At 57.5% G+C, this 15,454-nt stretch carries 14 protein-coding genes; 13 read left to right on the top strand and 1 reads right to left on the bottom strand.

Annotated features, from left to right (window positions below; genetic code table 11):
- Positions 1–143 precede the first annotated feature (143 nt).
- A complete protein-coding gene (gene purE / locus HF320_RS07385) occupies positions 144–608 on the top strand; it encodes a 5-(carboxyamino)imidazole ribonucleotide mutase (protein ID WP_040219680.1) in 465 nt (154 codons plus the stop codon).
- Between the two features lie 29 nt (positions 609–637).
- Positions 638–2,317 carry a sortase domain-containing protein gene (locus tag HF320_RS09120; protein ID WP_248276669.1) on the top strand — a complete coding sequence of 560 codons (1,680 nt, stop codon included), beginning with the start codon at positions 638–640 and terminating at the stop codon, positions 2,315–2,317.
- Between the two features lie 360 nt (positions 2,318–2,677).
- On the opposite strand, the gene HF320_RS07375 is transcribed toward HF320_RS09120, so the two are convergent.
- A complete protein-coding gene (locus tag HF320_RS07375) occupies positions 2,678–3,931 on the bottom strand; it encodes a putative ABC transporter permease (RefSeq protein ID WP_169277751.1) in 1,254 nt (417 codons plus the stop codon).
- Between the two features lie 609 nt (positions 3,932–4,540).
- On the opposite strand from HF320_RS07375, the gene HF320_RS07370 reads away from it, so the two are divergent.
- From HF320_RS07370 to HF320_RS07320, 11 genes are all read left to right on the top strand, one after another.
- Positions 4,541–4,858, top strand: a complete 318-nt coding sequence (locus HF320_RS07370) for a helix-turn-helix domain-containing protein (RefSeq protein ID WP_040219519.1) — start codon at positions 4,541–4,543, stop codon at positions 4,856–4,858.
- 280 nt (positions 4,859–5,138) lie between these two features.
- On the top strand, positions 5,139–6,812 hold the full coding sequence (gene purF, locus HF320_RS07365) for an amidophosphoribosyltransferase (RefSeq protein ID WP_169277750.1): 1,674 nt from the start codon (positions 5,139–5,141) through the stop codon (positions 6,810–6,812).
- A gap of 87 nt (positions 6,813–6,899) precedes the next feature.
- A complete protein-coding gene (gene purM / locus HF320_RS07360; protein ID WP_169277749.1) occupies positions 6,900–8,006 on the top strand; it encodes a phosphoribosylformylglycinamidine cyclo-ligase in 1,107 nt (368 codons plus the stop codon).
- Positions 7,996–8,682, top strand: a complete 687-nt coding sequence (purN, locus tag HF320_RS07355) for a phosphoribosylglycinamide formyltransferase (RefSeq protein ID WP_169277748.1) — start codon at positions 7,996–7,998, stop codon at positions 8,680–8,682. Before purM ends, purN begins: the two co-directional genes overlap by 11 nt.
- 123 nt (positions 8,683–8,805) lie before the next feature.
- Complete coding sequence (locus HF320_RS07350) at positions 8,806–10,092, top strand: ATP-binding protein (RefSeq protein ID WP_169277747.1); 1,287 nt, start codon at positions 8,806–8,808, stop codon at positions 10,090–10,092.
- A 110-nt stretch (positions 10,093–10,202) separates the two neighbouring features.
- Entirely contained in the window at positions 10,203–10,673 is a 471-nt protein-coding gene (locus HF320_RS07345) for a PTS sugar transporter subunit IIA (protein ID WP_169277746.1), read from the top strand.
- A gap of 212 nt (positions 10,674–10,885) precedes the next feature.
- Positions 10,886–12,103, top strand: a complete 1,218-nt coding sequence (locus HF320_RS07340; protein WP_169277745.1) for a peptidylprolyl isomerase — start codon at positions 10,886–10,888, stop codon at positions 12,101–12,103.
- Between the two features lie 73 nt (positions 12,104–12,176).
- Positions 12,177–12,620, top strand: a complete 444-nt coding sequence (locus HF320_RS07335; protein WP_169277744.1) for a GatB/YqeY domain-containing protein — start codon at positions 12,177–12,179, stop codon at positions 12,618–12,620.
- 279 nt (positions 12,621–12,899) lie between these two features.
- Positions 12,900–13,631: an amino acid ABC transporter ATP-binding protein gene (locus HF320_RS07330; RefSeq protein ID WP_040219509.1), complete on the top strand. Its 732-nt coding sequence runs from the start codon at positions 12,900–12,902 to the stop codon at positions 13,629–13,631.
- 112 nt (positions 13,632–13,743) lie between these two features.
- Positions 13,744–14,598 (top strand): transporter substrate-binding domain-containing protein, encoded by an 855-nt coding sequence (locus tag HF320_RS07325; protein WP_169277743.1) that lies wholly within the window; start codon positions 13,744–13,746, stop codon positions 14,596–14,598.
- Between the two features lie 109 nt (positions 14,599–14,707).
- Positions 14,708–15,454 carry an amino acid ABC transporter permease gene (locus HF320_RS07320; RefSeq protein WP_169277742.1) on the top strand — a complete coding sequence of 249 codons (747 nt, stop codon included), beginning with the start codon at positions 14,708–14,710 and terminating at the stop codon, positions 15,452–15,454.

The raw sequence follows: 15,454 nt of genomic DNA, 5'->3' as shown, positions 1-15,454 counted from the left end.
TTGCATAACAGACGCTTTCGCGAGGACGATTGGGGAAAAGCTACGGCAATCTGCCCGACATCGCTTGGCGCGTCTATACTGAACACGTTGTAGTTAAGGGGCGCGGACATTCGCGCGGCCGCTCTCAATCTGGAGGCATGTATATGGCAGAGAAAACGCCCGTTGTCGGTATTATTATGGGTTCTAAGTCCGATCTTCCTACCATGGAGGGATGCACTGCGGAGCTTGAACGCCTGGGCGTTCCGTACGAGCTGGTTATCGCTTCGGCGCATCGCACTCCCGACAAGGTGCATGAGTGGGCAGCTACTGCGGCCGATCGTGGCATCAAGGTGATTATCGCTGCTGCCGGTAAGGCCGCTCATCTGGGCGGCGTTGTTGCCGCCTTCACGCCGCTGCCCGTCATCGGTGTGCCCATGAAGACCTCCGACCTTGGCGGCCTTGACTCGCTTCTCTCGATGGTGCAGATGCCCTCTGGCGTGCCGGTTGCCTGCGTTGCCATCAACGGTTCCAAGAATGCGGCGATTTTTGCCACCCAGATTCTGGGTGCCACGATGCCCGAGTATCGTACGGTGATCGAGAACATGAAACGCGAGATGGCCGAGGCCTAAACTCGACATCTTAAGAAATGGGGAAGAGCATGGCCGATATGGCACATACCGATAGGGGAGGCGCTATGCCGGGTGGTCGTCATGTGGCGGGGCAATCGCGTGTGCGCATGGTAAAGGCCGGCTCGCATTTCGCATCCGCCCCGGCTGCTTCTTCGGCCACGCCCGATCCAAAGGCTGCAGCAGACGCCTTCGAGCCTGCATGGACACCTCGTCCTGTGGGCGCGCGCTTTGCGACGTCGCCCAAGGCCGAGCAGCCTTCTGCCACGCAAGTGGCGGCGCAGATCGCGCCCAAGCCCGTGACGCTTCCGACGCGCTCATCCACATCGGCGAGTAACCCTTCTGCTTGGGAGACCGCCGAGTTCATGCGCATTGCGGCGGCGCGCGGCACGTCCGGTGCATCGTCTGCCGGCGCGGTAACGGCAAACGCGGCCTCTGCCACGCGCGCCATGCAGCCAATCGCTTCGCCTGCGGCGGCTCCGGCTACGGTATCCCGCGCTGCAAAGCAACCCGCTCTGCGCACGACGGCTCCGGCTCCTTCGGCACGTGCTGCCTCGCATTCTCCGCAGGTAAAGCCCCTGGCATCCGCTCCTGCAGAGGCTCCGGCTTTTGACCCCTTTGCGTATCATCCCGAGGTTGCCGAGCCCGACGAGGTGCCGGCGCATGTCGCGCCCGCCGTGCGCTCCGCGTCTCCCGCCACCGCGCCGGCTCCCCATGGCGCCGCGGCTGTTACTGCTCGGATTCCCGTGCAGACACCTCGGACCTCACAAAACCAGATGACATCCCCGAAGGGAGTTGCCCCTGTGGTTGCCGCTTCCACGCATCGCTCTTCCGCAAAGCAGCCGCGCCCGGTCCGCGCCGGTGGTTCTGTGCCGCCTCGCGCTCCGGAGCGTGGAGCCAAAGGCGGTCGCGGTGATAATCGTCCCCCGTGCAAGAAAAAGCAGATACTGCCTCTGGTCTTCATTATTGTGGGTATAGCCCTTTTGCTGGTTGCCGGAGGCCTGTTCATCAAGGCTCAGCTAGGCTATCAGGAGGCGCAATCATGCTATAAGCAGCTTGAGCAGTATGCCGTCAAGGGCGATGAAGGCGATGAGGTGCCCAGCGTGGACTTCAATGCCTTGGCGCAGATCAATCCGGATATTGTGGGCTGGATTTATGTCCCAGGCACGGTAATCAATTACCCCGTGGTTCAGACCAGCAACAATACAACCTATCTGAGCAGGCTTTTTGATGCTTCAGGCAATGGCTCGGGCACCATCTTCATGGACATGGACGATACAGCTCCGGGCTTGGTGGACGAGCAAACCACCATTTACGGCCATCATATGAACGACGGTTCTATGTTCAAGGCAATTGACAATACGCTCAATCAGGGTGATTTCGACAAAATCGGCAAGGTGTACTACATCACGCGCGATACCACCTATGTTCTCGAGCCTATGTTTACCGCGCAGGTCGAGGACACCTATGTCGACGCCCGCCGCACTAACTTCGATGCGTCCGATAAGACGCTCACCGCGTATCTTGAAGATACGCTTGGCCAGGCAAAGGCGAAGTCGAGCACCGCGGGGGAAGATGTCAAGAAGGCAAAACAGGTTCTTACGCTCGTGACCTGTGCAGGCGAGATTATCCCGCGTACCACGCGAGCCGCCATGGTGTGCACGGTTGTGGAGGCGCAGCCGCGCGTCGAGGGACAGGGCTCTGCGAACTAAGACGCTTTGCTGTCGCGCCCCCGCACGCGCAAGTTGTCGAAACGGCGAACTGGGATTTTGAATCGAGGGTGCCCATGTTTTGGGCTACTCGTCTACTGTCGGAGATGTGTTGCAAAGCGCATCTCCGTTTTTTTGAACGTTTGTCGAGCGATAGAAATGAGTGGCGGAAGAACGTGCACCTGGACGCTGCATGGAGCCCAAAAACGATTCAAAAGCCGCCATTCATCTGCAAACGAATGAATAACCGCCACTCATCTGGTCCGGCTCCCGAGTCAAACCAGCGCGATGGACCCTGTGCCATCGACACATGTGACAAAACGAACCTGAGGACTTTTGTCATGTGCGTGGGCGGTCTGGGGTTTAGGCGGCGCTGTCTTCGGCACTGAGCACGCGACTGGTATCCTGCGGCGTGATTGTCATGCTTTGGAAGCGATGCTGCATGTAATCGTCATCAAAATGAGCGGCATAGAACTGTTCGACATGCGTTTGCGGGGTGAGGCCGCTTACGCGCTCGAACCAGCAGTCGAGCGATTGCAGGGTCATGACGCCGTCGATAAGCATGAGAAGCGTGCAGATGGACGTAAGCGAATAGCGCCAGGTCCAGGGGATGCGGTTGATAAGCTTGAGCAGGCGCGGCAAGAGCACGCGAATCCATGCGAGACCCAGGCAGCCCCAGATGCCAGCGAACATCGTGCAGGTGCGGCCGCCAAAGAGCACAGCGATGGGATCGGGCATGCCAAAGAGGCGCATGTGGTTGTAGTCCCAGGCAACAACACCAAACGATATCTGCAAGAACCAGGCGACAGCCACTTCGAAAAGCGCCCCGATGCATGCGCTCACCATAAAGATGATGATCGGGTTCTTTTTATAAAAGCGGTTGAGCGCCACCGTCATGAGCAGGGCGCCAAAACCGTAGATAGGCGAGAACGGGCCAAAGAGGAGACCAGCTCGATCTTGATAAACACCCGGCTCCACCACAACCATATGCCAGATGGTCTCAAGCACCAGGCCAATGACGCTACATGCGATAAATACCCAGAACAGATTGAAGAAGTTGAGGCGAATGAACCCCTCGCCTGTCTCGTCACGGCCAAGCATGGCATCGCGTGCGGCCTCGCGATTGATCATGTTGCGCAGGCGACGCTGCAGTTCGCGCTCCTGGCGAAGCGATGGATCGACGGTGATTGAGAGGGCGATGAGAATCGCAAGCTGTACGGCAGGTCGGATGAGATGCGACCCGATACCGCTAAGCATCATATCGATGATGATCTGAATGATGGTGACGACGATAAGCGCGTATGACCAGCGTGCAGCGTGGCGTCTGCGATTCTTGATGAGTGAGATGCCAAAAACGATAAGGCCCACGGTATCGAGTACGGCAAACGAGATACCGACGATGGCGATGACAAGGGCTACAAGTGGGTTTGCACCGATGGTCACGGTGTCGGGGTTTTGAATGAGTTGCTGGGCAATGTAGCCAAAGAACATCAGGTAGACCGGAATCGAGATGACGCCGGAGGCGATGCAGAGGCCGCCGTAGATTTTAATGAAGAGGGGAAGCTCTCGAATTTCCGATTCGGTGACGATTTTTGGATCAAGCATGTTGCGCGCCATAAGCGCTCCTTTTGTTTCAATCAAACCTGAATCATATGGTAGCTCATCCAAGGTAGTGCTCCGTGCGGTGTGCGCGGGTTGCATAAGGGTAGTGTACCGATTGCTATTATATGAAGATTATGTACCAATTGCGACTGGGGGATGGCTAAATAAATGCCGCTGTGTCCGTTTGATATTGCGGCCTAATTGCATGTGCGCTAGCGATGAAGTGGCATTTTGTAAATCGGTACAAACCCAGCAGCCCTCTAAAGGGGACAACGCCCCTTTGCATTTTTACCGAGGCGTTTACCGAGGCGGCGTCGCGACTCGCCGACTAGAAACTGAAAAGAATACATCAGTGTACTAAAATCACAAAAGGCGACACAGGAATGTTACATAAAACGTGCATACAAGTACGTTGGGCGAGAAGGGTCGGTGGTCGGCCGCATGATAACCGTCGAATTAAATAACGGGGGGGGGATCTTCAAAATCGACCTGTACCTCAACGATTTCTCTAGAGCAATTGCTTTTTATGGGTCGATTGGCAGACGCCACCTTGAATCGTCCTCTCGCTCCTCGGGGTTTTGCAGCATGTTGGATGGCGGCCAAAACGCAGCTGAGGAGTGACGCATGTCTAGGAAAGTAACGCTCACGGTACCCGTCGATATCGTAGTTCGTGATCGGGACGTTCATGTGCTGGCACTGGTAAAAAAGCGCAGTGGGGCATCGAGCCATGGCGTGAGCGCGTCGATTCGTTCGTTTGCAGACGAGCTGGACGTGAGCCTCGACACCGCGCGTCGTGCCCTTGCTTCGTGCGAGGAGGCGGGCTATCTGACGGTGAGAGCCAACCGCATGGAGAACGGTGGTCAGCTTGAAAACACCTATTGCGTTACCAAGAGCGGCGATGGGGTCATCGAAGCCGCGCGAAGGGCGGGGCTCATCTCCTAGGTTCTGCCATTTGCTGCGGCTCTTAAGGCGACTGCAGAGTTTAGAGGGCTTCGGCCATAATTTGCATCGCCGCCGGTGTCGCTGTGCTCAAGGGACGCCATGAGTAACAAGCCAAGGCCCCGTGCTTAAATTCACATCGAATTATTGGTCCGCATCCTCGTTTGAGGGTGCGGACTTTTTTCTAAGCTTCTCGAGAGGCTCCGTTGCCGTCCGTCTGCCGTCGTACCTGTGCGTATAATAATCTGGTAAACGCCAATGCATAGAGTCATGAGGGGATAGCATGTCTCAAGAAACCATCCATGCGGCCCAGGCCGCCGCAGGACGTGTGTCCGAGCCGGAGCAGCTGGACGAAGATAAGGATCAGCTGCACGAGGAGTGCGGTGTCTTTGGTGTTTGGGCGCCAAAACGCGACGTTGCTCGCCTGACGTATTTTGGCTTGCGCGCGCTGCAGCATCGCGGCCAGGAGTCGGCGGGTATCGCGGTGGGTGACGGCGGTACCGTTATGGTGCGCAAGGATCTGGGCCTTTGCGGTCAGGTCTTCTCCAACGCCGACCTCTCCACGCTTACCGGCCAGCTTGCAGTGGGACACGTGCGCTACGGAACCGCAGGTGCCAAGAGCTGGGAGGCCGCGCAGCCGCACCTCTCTACCATCAACGAGGTCATTATCGCGCTTGCGCATAACGGCACCCTCGTGAACACCGACGAGCTGCGTCGTCAGCTTATCGAGCTGGGAGTTCCGTTTCTCTCAAATTCCGACTCCGAGGTAGCAACCAAGCTCATTGGCTACTTTACCCAGCGCACCGGTCATTTGCGCGAGGGCATCCGCAAGACCATGGAGCTCGTGCGCGGCGGTTACGCCATGACCCTCATCAACGAGAGCTCCCTCTACGCCTTCCGTGACCCGCATGGCATCCGTCCGCTCGTGCTGGGCAAGCTCGTAGACGGCGGCCTTGATCAGGCCGACCTCAAAGCGGCTGCCAAGCTTCCCTCGCTCGAGGAGAGCACCGAGGCGAACGAGCCTGTGCCCGAGGTCACTACGGCGGGCGGCTGGGTTGTCGCTTCCGAGACGTGCGCCCTCGACATCGTGGGCGCCGAGTATGTTCGCGACATTCGCCCGGGCGAGATTTTGCGCATCAACGACGAGGGCCTTGTTTCCGAGCAGGGCGTGCCCGCGGCGGAAAAGCCGGCAAACTGCATCTTTGAGCAGGTTTATTTTGCTCGTCCCGATTCCATCATGAACGGCAAGAGCGTTTATGCTTGCCGCTACGACATGGGCCGCATGCTTGCTATCGAGTCGCCCGTCAACGCCGATATGGTCATTGGCGTTCCCGACTCCGGCATGCCTCCGGCGGAGGGCTTTGCTCACGAGAGCGGCATTCGCTATGGCGAGGGCCTTATCAAGAACCGCTACGTGGCTCGTACCTTTATTGAGCCCACGCAGGAGCTGCGCGCCATGGGCGTACGCATGAAGCTCAACCCGCTCAAAGACAACATCGAGGGCAAGCGCATCGTCGTGATCGACGACTCCATCGTGCGCGGCACCACTATGGTGCAGCTCGTCAAGATGCTGCGCGGCGCCGGCGCCAAAGAGATTCACGTGCGCATCAACTCGCCCGAGGTCATTTGGCCGTGCTTCTATGGCATCGACACCGATGTCCAGCAGCAGCTGATCAGCGCCAATAAGACGGTCGACGAGATTTGCGAGTTCATCGGTGCCGACTCCCTGGCGTTCCTCTCGGTCGAGGGCCTGCTCAAGTGCATGCCGGAGGGCGGCTACTGCGACGCCTGCTTTACGGGTGTCTATCCGGTGGCTATTCCCGATAGCTTTGGTCGCGACAAGTTCATGGAAGGCTACAAGCCGCGCAACCTCACCAAGCCCATGCGCTTTGCAGACGATGCGATTGTCGAGAAGGATAAGGATAAGAGCTGGGAAGAGAATCATCCCGAGGCATAATGCACCTTTTGGCGCCAGGAGCGGCAACCCGCGACTTGGCGCCTGTGTCTTTTTGTTACCAAACCGCTCCACGCGAAAGGAAATCCGATGAGCGAGAATACCAAGCACGTGACGTACGAGGACGCCGGCGTCGATACGGCCGAGGGCGGTCGCGCGGTCGACGCCATCAAGCAGATGGTCAAGGAAACCAATCGTCCCGAGGTCATTGGCGGTATTGGCGGCTTTGGCGGTCTGTTCTCCGCCGCCGCCCTTAAGGACATGGAAGACCCGATTCTTATTTCGGGCACCGACGGCGTGGGCACCAAGCTCGTGCTGGCGCAGCTGCTCGACCGCCACGAGACGGTGGGTCAAGATCTTGTTGCCATGTGCGTAAACGATATTCTCGCTTCTGGCGCCGAGCCGCTGTTCTTCCTTGATTACGTGGCTATCGGTCATATCGAGGCCGAGCACATGGCAAAGATCGTGAAGGGCGTGGCTGACGGCTGCAAGCTTGCGGGCTGTGCGCTTGTGGGCGGCGAGATGGCCGAGCATCCCGGCGTCATGCGCCCGGACGATTACGACCTTGCCGGCTTTACCGTGGGCGTTGTCGATCGCCCCAAGATGATCGACCCTGCAAACGTCCGCCCGGGCGACGTCATCATCGGTTTGCCCTCCACAGGCGTTCACTCCAACGGCTACTCGCTGGTGCGCAAGGTTATTGGCGTCGACGGCATCGTGCCGGGCACGCCCGAGGCGGCCGCCAAGCGTGCCGAGCTTGAGCAGCCGCTTGAGGAGCTGGGCGGCCTTTCGCTGGCAGATGCCCTGCTGGCACCCACTCGCATCTATGTGAAGCCGGTGCTCGAGCTGCTGCGCGGAGGCGCCAACGTGCACGCCATCGCTCACATTACGGGCGGCGGCATCACCGAGAACCTCAATCGCGCGCTGGCGGCAGATGTCGACGCCGTGGTCGAGCGCGACGGATCCAAGATGGGCTGGGACGTGCCTCCTGTCATCACCTACATTTCCGAGCATGCCGAACTTGCCCCCAACGAGGCGTGCAAAACCTTCAACATGGGTGTGGGCCTGTGCTTCATCGTGGCTCCCGAGGACGAGGCTGCAATCACCGTCGCCCTCGAAGGCATGGGCGAGAAGCCCTTCCGCGTAGGCACCTGCGTCGAGGGCTCGGGCAAGGTGACATACTCCGATGAGCGATAAGAACGTTTCCCGTCCCGCTCCCTATACGCGCCCGACGGGTACACCCGTGGCCGAGCCGCTCAAAATCGGCGTGCTTATCTCTGGCTCTGGCACCAATCTTCAGGCCTTGATCGACCGCATTGCCGAGGGCAGCCTTAACGCCAGTATCGAGCTGGTGGTTTCGAGTCGTGCGGACGCCTATGGCATCAAGCGCGCGGAGGAAGCCTCCATCGAGACGCTCGTGATGAGCCGCGAGGATTATGCCGATCCCATCGCTGCCGATCAAAAGATCGTGGACGCTCTGCTCGAGCGCGGCGTGGAGTATGTGGTGATGGCCGGCTACATGCGCATGGTCCGTACTCCGATGCTTCGGGCGTTTGAGAATCGTGTGGTCAACCTGCATCCGGCATTGCTGCCGAGCTTTGTAGGCGCGCATGCCATCCAGGACGCGTTCGACCGTGGCGTCAAGGTGACGGGCGTGACCGTTCACTTTGCAAACGAGGTGTACGACTGCGGCCCCATCATCGCTCAGCGCGCGTTGCCCATCGAGGAAGAGTGGGACGTCGACACGCTCGAGTCTCACATCCACGATATCGAGCACGTGCTGTATCCCGAGGCTGTGCAGATGCTCGCCGATGGTCGCGTTCATGTGCTGGCCGACGGCAAGGTGGCTATCGATCCGGTGCCCGCCGCATAGCGTTTCTTGCTTGTCGCTTCAATCGACTTGACCCATACAAGCTCCCCAACCTGCCCTCAAATACGAGGGGACGGTTGGGGAGCTTTGCTATGATGGGGGCGTAGCTTCGAAAGAGGTGGCGACATGATCGATGACGTCCGGTTTTGTGAGATTGTGAACAGACTCCGCGCGCAGGGAACCGACGACGGCGAGGTCGAAGTCAAAACCTGCGAGACGAGGCTCAGCGCGGATATCTGGGAATCGGTAAGTGCATTTGCCAATACGGCAGGTGGCATCATCATTTTGGGTCTGAGTGAAAAGGACGGCTTTGCGCCGGCCCCTCACTTCAACATCGATCGCGTGCGCGATCAATTCATTGCGGGTATAGGCGATGGTGGGTCGCAGGGGTGCGTTGGAAACCCTCCTGAGTACGAACTGGCCCGCCGCGAGGTGGATGGCAAGCAGGTTCTGGTTATCGAAGTGCAGGAACTAGACCTTCGCTTCAAGCCCTGTTATGTGGCCGCACGTGGCATTCAAAACGGCAGCTACAAGCGCGTCGATGATAAGGACATCCACCTGTCCCCAACAGAGCTGTACGGCTATCAGGGTGCTTTGCTTCCAAGCGATGCCGAGTCGATGCCTGTGCCGGATTCTTCTGTGGACGATCTGGATGAGAACTTGGTGGAGGCAATTGTAAAAAAGCGCGTGCTCCAGGCGCCGCATGTTATGCGTGGCGCGGAAACGCGGGAGAAGCAACTTGTTCGCCTTAATATTGCAAGTGCTGCGGGGCCCTTGCGTCTGGCAGGACTTCTTGCTGCTGGGCTCTATCCGCAGCAGTTTTATCCCGAACTCGTTATCGATGTCGCGGTTCATCCGAATCTGCAAAGGCTCGGGGCGGGTTCTGTGCGATTCGTTGACCGGCAGGTGTGCGACGGTCCGCTTACCGTTTGCATTGAGGATGCCCTTGCTGCGGTGGGGCGAAATCTGCGCCGTGTATCACGCACTATCGGTGCTCGCGACCGTGAGGAATGGGAAGTCCCCGAAGAGGTTCTTCGCGAGGCAATCGCAAACGCCTGCATTCATCGCGAATATTCGACGCTGTTTATAGGGCGCCCGGTGAGTGTAGGCCTCTATCCCAACCGGATAGAGGTGCTTAATCCAGGAGGTCTTTGGGGTGGAAAGACGCTTGGCAATTTGTGTGACGGTGAATCGCGCTGCAGAAATCCCAAGCTGATGAGTCTTATGGCTGCCGCGCCTTTTAAAGGCGCGCGCGATTTGGCTGTCGAGCGACATGGGGCTGGCATGGCGACAATGATCCATGAGCTCGAAATGCGTGGGCTCGATAGGCCGCAGCTCGAGGCACGGGCAGATTCATTCAAAGTTGTATTTTGGCGTCCACGGACCGTGCTCAATTGTTGCACTTGTATGTAAATTGCTGTACAACTTTTGCCCAGCGATGGCTGTGCTACCATCGATTTTGCTAAGCTGTCTCGCTGCCCATTTTGAGACAGCGCACATGTCAACAAGACAGGAGAGAGAACATGGCAAGCAAGGATACTGAGCTGTTTAGCCCCGATCTGGTCTTCTTTGATTGGGAGGCCCAGAGCACTGACGAGTTCTTCACCAAGCTTGGTGCCGAGCTCAAGCAGCGTGGCAACATCAATGATGGCTGGTTCGACGGCATCTCCACGCGTGAGAAGAACTACCCCACCGGTCTTCACACCGAGGCCGCTGCCATTGCCATTCCTCACACCGATCCTCAGTTCATCGAGAAGCCCTATATCGCGGTGATCAAGCCCAAGACCCCGATCGTCTTCCAGCCCATGGCAGGCATGGGCGACGAGGTCCCCGCCGAGCTCATCATCAACCTGGGCGTTCTGCGTGATGGCGGCCAGGTTGCCGTGCTGCAGAACCTCATGAACATCTTCATGGACAAGGAGAAGACGGCCGACATCCTCGCGCAGACCACGCAGGAGGGCATGATCGACGCCATCACCAAGTACTTCGAGTAGCATTCGTTTCCTGTTTTGATCAACAGGTTTTAGCTGCCCCCTTTTATGACCCCTGTGAGCCTGCCGCTCGCAGGGGTTTTGTATATGCAGGCCGTTAAGGCGTTTGATATTGTCACGTTTTTCTGAGCTGGGCATATCTATGAGACAATAGGAAAACTCAGGTAGTAACCAGTGTGCGCGCCTGCGAGCGCAGGCGCGATAAGGATGTATCTATGGCTCAGCAAAAAAAGAAATCGCCTACGCCCGCCGATAAGACTCAGGCACCGCGCAAGAAGGACGTGCGTGCCCGCGCTCGAAAGACGCGCATGTCCAAGGGCGTCAAGATTTTGCTTGTTGCCATCGGCTGCGCAGCGATGATTCTCTCCGTTTCCACCATGGCGTGCTCCGGCATCATCAACCAGAGCCAGAACAAGAAATCGTATACGCTTACCGGCGGTGTTGCTGCCAAGGTCGACGGCGTGAATATTACCGAGGACACCGTGACCAAGCAAATCATGAACGTGCGCGCTTCCGGTGGCTATGACACCGACAAGAAGTGGGCTCAATATCTGGTTGACAACGGCATGACGCCCGAGAGCTATCGTGCGAGCGTGATCGACTCCCTGGCGCGCCAGTACCTGGTGCAGAAGGCCGAAAAAGAATACGACGTCCAAGTGACCGATGAAGATGTCGAGCAGGCTTGGAAAGACGCCGCCGCAAACTATGAGAGCGAGGAGGCATTCGAGAACCAGATCAAGATGTTTGGCTTCACTAAGGACAGCTACAAACAGCAGCTTGAGAGCACCCTTAAGCAGACCAAGCTCAAGGAGAAGGTCGCCAAGGCCGCCGAGCCCACCGACCAGGAGGTTATCGACTATCTCAACAGCAACCTCTCCACCTACAACGACGCCCGCCGCTCTCAGAACATCCTGTTCAAGGTGAATTCGGGCGCTACCGATGAAGAGAAGGCAAAAGTCAAGGAGAAGGCCCAGGAGGTGCTCGACAAGATCAACGCGGGCGAGATTTCCTTTGACGATGCCGTGAGCAAGTATTCCGAGGACACCGGGTCCAAGGACAACAAGGGCGATGTGGGTTGGGATAAGCTCACGAGCTTTGTCGATGAGTATCAGTCGGCTCTTTCCGGTCTCAACAAGGGCGACGTGAGCCAGCTTGTCGAGTCTTCCTACGGCTATCACATCATCAAGTGCACCGACTATTTCCACGTGGACGAGTCGGTCACCTCGATCGATCAGGTTCCCAAGAAGATCGTGAGCTACGTCAAGAACATCCTCAAGACCCAAAAGGAGAGTACGGCGTACTCTAAATGGATGGACGCCTATATCAAGAAGGCCGACATCCAAGTCAACGACATGCCCAAAGAGGTTCCGTATAATGTGAGCCTGAAACACGTGACGCCAAGCACCGGCTCCTCCTCAACTTCGAACGAGTAGTCGCGCGTGACAACTGTACGTTTACCTGCGAGCCCGCCCAAACGGCGGGTTCGTTTATCGGAAAGGGGTTTCGATGACCAACGAAGAGCTGCAAAAAGAAATGATCGCCGCTATGAAGGCGAAGGACAAGACGCGTCTGTCTATCATTCGCCAGGTCAAGGCCGAGGTGAAAAACATCGAGGTCAACGAGCGCCGCGAGGTGACCGAGGAAGATGTGAACGGTATGATTAAGCGTCTGATCAAGCAGACGAGTGAGACGCTTGATATGTCCATCAAGGCCGGCAACAACGCTGAGCGCACCGAGACCCTTACCGAGCAGGTTGAGATTTTGCAGAGCCTGCTGCCTCGCCAGATTTCGGGCGAAGAGCTCGTGGCGCTGATCGAAGAGGTCATTGCCGAGACGGGCGCTACCGCCAAGAAGGATATGGGCCGTGTGATGGGCGAGCTCGGTCGCCGCACCGGGGGCAATTTCGATAAGCCGGCGGCAGCAAAAGAGGTTGGCTCTCGTCTGGCATAGGCATATCCTTGGGCTCTTTAGCCTGATGGAGAATTCGAGCGGTATACCAGGCGCTCTGTATGAAGTACGAAAAGAGTGGGCATAAAACCCACCAATTCGTATAAAACCGCCTTTTCTACCGTTGCCCGTTTGTAACAACTCGATTTCGAATCGAACAAGCGCCCCCTCATACGGAGCGCTTGGTTTTTTCCAACCGTAGAATGGATGGAGCCGCGAAGCAGTGTTGCTTGTGGATGCGCCGCGTCCCGATTCGATGGCAGATAAGGAAGGAACTCGTCCATGTCCGATATGATCCAGATCAAAGGGCTCAACAAATACTTCGGTGACCTGCATGTCCTGAAGGATGTCAACCTGAACGTCAAGGCTGGCGAGAAGCTCGTTGTCATCGGTCCGTCCGGTTCCGGTAAATCCACGCTCATCCGCTGCGTCGATTTTCTTGAGGAGCCCACGTCTGGCGAGGTCATCATCGACGGCACGCCGCTTACCAAGAAGAATCACTTGGAGATGGCCCGCAAGTATTCGTCGATGGTGTTTCAGCAGTTCAATCTGTATCCCAACATGACGGTGCTGGGCAACTTGACGCTGGCTCCCATCAAGCTCCAGAAGAAGAGCAAGGAAGAGGCCAACAAGATCGCCATGGCCGCGCTTGAGCGCGTTGGTTTGGCGGCAAAAGCGGGGGAGTATCCTCAGAATCTCTCCGGTGGCCAGCAGCAGCGCGTTGCAATCGCCCGCGCTCTGTGCACCAAACAGCCCATCATTCTCTTTGACGAGCCTACTTCTGCGCTCGATCCCGAGATGGTCCAGGAGGTGCTCGACGTTATGGTCGAGCTCGCTCACGAGAACATCACCATGATTTGCGTCACCCATGAGATGGGCTTTGCCCGTCAGGTGGCCGACCGCGTGGTGTTTATGGACGATGGCCAGATTCTGGAAGAGGGCACGCCCGATCACTTCTTTGAGAATCCCGAGAACCCGCGTTGCCGTGAGTTCTTGGACAAGATTCTTCACTAGTTTGTTTTCGCATGCGGTATAGCCGCCGCATCGAGATATGCCGAGTATGGGTTCGGCGCCATGGCTGCATACGCTGCCATGAATTGCGTATCGCAGGGAAGGGGTACCAACAATGGATATGTCTCGTCGTCAGTTTTTGAAAGTAGCCGGTTTGGGCGTCCTGAGCGTTGCCAGCATAGGCGCGCTTGCTGGCTGCGGTTCCGGTAGCAAGGGCTCTGGTTCCAGCAGCGACTCCAAGATTGCCACCATCAAGGAGCGCGGTAAGCTTAAGTGCGGCGTCAAGAAGGACGTTTTGGGCTATGGCTACCTGGATACCAAGACCAAGAAGTACGAGGGTCTCGAGATTGACCTTTGCTACCAGATTGCCGCTGCCGTCCTGGGTGTTTCTTACGAGGAGGCCGTCAAGAAGGAGCTTTGCGAGTTCACCGACGTCACGCCCAAGACTCGCGGTCCGCTGATTGATAACGACCAGCTTGACATCATCGCTGCCACCTATACCATCACCGATAAGCGCAAGAAGAGCTGGGACTTCTCGACCCCGTATCGCACCGACCACGTGGGCATCCTTATCAAGAAGAACTCCGGCATGAGCAAGATGGCCGACCTTGACGGCAAGCTCATCGGCGTCTCCCAGGGTTCCACCACCAAGGATTTGGTTCTCAAGATGCTTGAGGACGAGAAGATCGACGCTACTCCCGAGTTCAAGGAGTTCCCGGACTATCCGTCCATCAAGAGCGCCCTTGACGCCGGCAATGTCGACGCCTTTGCTATGGACCGCTCCACGCTCAAGACCTACACCACCGACGACTGCGAGCTGCTGCAGCCCGAGATTGAGTTCGGCGCCCAAGAGTACGGCGTGGCCACCAAGAAGGGCTGCGACCTGTCCAAGACCGTCGACGATACCGTCAAGAAGCTTCAGAAGGACGGCTGGATCGACGAAGAGATCTCCAAGTGGGGCCTGCTCTAAGGTGATGCCGTTGCTGTGCTAAACGCATCTGCGTTGCACGGCTTTTGATCGCCCGGGCGCCGGCGCGTCCGGGCGATATATGTTCGTAAGTTAGGAAGGAACTCTCGCCATGCTTGAAGGACTCCTCGACTCCATGCGATGGGAGATGACCTTTAGCGAGATGGGAAGCTTTTGGGATGGCTTCTTCGTCACGCTGCAGGTTGTAATTGCCGGTTTGGCGCTCTCGCTGATCCTGGGCACCCTGCTCGGTGTGTTTTCCACCACGCGTTCGCGCGTGCTGCGCGCTATTAGCCGCATTTACGTGGAGTTTTATCAAAATACGCCGCTGCCGGTCCAGGTGTTCTTCATGTACATGGCGGGCCCTCAGCTGCTTCAGGTCATTACCGGGGCGGCATCTCCTGTGCGCATCTCCTCGTTTGCCCTGGGCTTTTTGGGCGTAGGTCTCTACCATGCCGCCTATGTTTCCGAGGTTATCCGTACCGGTATCGAATCGGTGCCGCGAGGCCAGATGGAAGCGGCGCTTTCGCAGGGCTTTAGCCGTGTTCAGGCGTATCGCTACGTCATCTTGCCGCAGACCTTCAAGGTCATCTTGCCCCCGCTGTGCAATCAGGCACTCAATTTGGTCAAGAACACTTCGGTGCTTGCGCTTATCGCTGGCGGCGATTTGATGTACAACGCCGACGGCTTTGTTTCTACTTATGGCTACCTGCAGGGTTATATCCTCGCGTGCGTGATGTACTTTATCATCTGCTTCCCGCTGGCCATGCTCGTTCAGTGGCTCGAGCGTCGCTCCAAGCGTCGTCCGCGCGCCAAGGTGATTCCCGGTATCACCGATGTTGCTGCAAAGGAGGCCTAA

It is taken from the genome of Collinsella acetigenes, assembly GCF_012844445.1.
In the GTDB taxonomy this organism is placed as follows: Bacteria; Actinomycetota; Coriobacteriia; order Coriobacteriales; family Coriobacteriaceae; genus Collinsella; species Collinsella acetigenes.
The sequence above is the reverse complement of the archived record's forward strand: the minus strand, read 5'-3'. Positions and strand labels throughout refer to the sequence as shown.